The organism is Mesorhizobium sp. M1A.F.Ca.ET.072.01.1.1 (genome assembly GCF_004023325.1).
GTDB lineage: Bacteria > Pseudomonadota > Alphaproteobacteria > Rhizobiales > Rhizobiaceae > Mesorhizobium.
Genome location: NZ_RZSF01000625.1, coordinates 1 through 1,502, shown reverse-complemented (window position 1 = coordinate 1,502; position 1,502 = coordinate 1). Strand labels below are relative to the sequence as shown.

At 65.4% G+C, this 1,502-nt stretch carries 2 protein-coding genes; both read right to left on the bottom strand.

Annotated features, from left to right (window positions below; translation table 11 throughout):
• On the bottom strand, window positions 1-522 hold a 522-nt coding region (locus tag EOA32_RS37065; protein WP_145971511.1), incomplete at its 3' end, for a TPM domain-containing protein.
• Window positions 523-528: 6 nt separating this feature from the next.
• The gene (locus EOA32_RS37060) at window positions 529-1,401 is read right to left on the bottom strand and encodes a YgcG family protein (RefSeq protein WP_095831112.1); all 873 of its coding nucleotides are present in this window, start codon (window positions 1,399-1,401) and stop codon (window positions 529-531) included.
• Between the last annotated feature and the right edge of the window lie 101 nt (window positions 1,402-1,502).

The following is a 1,502-nucleotide window of genomic DNA, read 5'->3' as shown; positions in this document are numbered from 1 at the left end:
ATCGTCGCCCGCGTGCTTCGTCAGGTTCCGCACCACGCCATCCCAGACATGCTGGCCGACCTTGGCATCGATGCCGCTGTCGGCCACCACCTCGGCATAGCGCTCGGCGATGGAGACGAAGATCAGCACGCCCGTCCTCGCCTGGGTGCGGTGGACGTTGCGGGCGAGAAATTGCTTCATCGCATTGGCATGCGCCGCCTGGTAGCGCAGCCGTTTCGGCACGAGGTGAATGCGCAAGCCGGGCAGCGCCCAGAGGAGCGCGAGCATGCAGCCAAACGCCAGAAGCTGAGCAAGCACGAAATGCGGCAAACGGATGGTCAGCCACAAGGCTTCCAGCCCGTAGGCCACTGCGAGGCTGACGACAATCGTGGCGAGCGCCGCCGCGAACGCAGCCGGGAAGAAATAGCCGTCGCTGGAACCCGCGACGACGCAGTATATCTCGCCGTCGGTCCTTGCTTCCGCGGCACGGATGGCCTCGGCGATGCGGTCATGGTCCTCGGGACTGATCGGTCGCGTTGCCATGGTTTCTCACCAGCTTCCAGAGGAGCCGCCGCCGCCCGACGAACCGCCGCCGCCGGAAAACCCGCCACCGCCGCCACCGGAGGACCAGCCTCCACCGCCCGACGACCAGCCGCCGCCACCGGACGACCATCCGCCGGATGATCGCCGGCTGGGCTCGAAGGTCATGCCGAGCCAGCGGTAGCGGCCGGGCCCGATCTTCTGGCCGAAGATCGGCGGCAGCACCGTCAGCGCGATGCCGCCGAAGAAGATCAGCGCCCATATGGTGATGAAGATGGCGAAGAACAGGTCGTCGGAGTTGAACGGCGCCTGCTCGTTGCGCTTGCCGCGCGCCTCCAGCTCCTCCGGATTACCCTCCAGCACCATGATGATGTCGTCGACGGCCTTGCTGATGCCGCCGGAGAAGTCTCCGGCGCGGAAGGCCGGCACCATGTCGTTTTCGATGATCAGCTTGGTGTGCAGGTCGGTCAGCGTGCCTTCCAGCCCGTAGCCGACCTCGATGCGCATCTTGCGATCGTTCGGCGCAACCAGGAGAAGAACACCATTGTTCTCTTTGGCCTGGCCGAGCTTCCAGAAGCGGAACAGCCGGTTGGCGTAGGGCTCGATCTCCTCGCCGCCGAGGGTGGGGATGGTCGCGACGACGATCTGGTCGGAGCCTTTCTTCTCGAAATAGGCGAGTTTCTGGGTCAGCGCTGCGCGCGTGCCGGCATCGATAATGCCGGCATTGTCGACCACACGGCCGGTGAGCGGGGGCAGGTCGGCGGCAAGGGCGGCGATGGGGAAGAGGAGGCAGAAAAGAACGCCAAGGAAGCTGAGGTAAGCGTTCCTTCGCGCCCCCCTCTGTCCTGCCGGACATCTCCCCCACTTGGGGGGAGATTGGATATCGCGTCCACCCTCGCCACTCTCCAACGTTGGAAGCGGAGATACAGCGGTCGAGCTGCCAATCTCCCCCCTTGCGGGGGAGATGTCCGGCAGGACAGAGG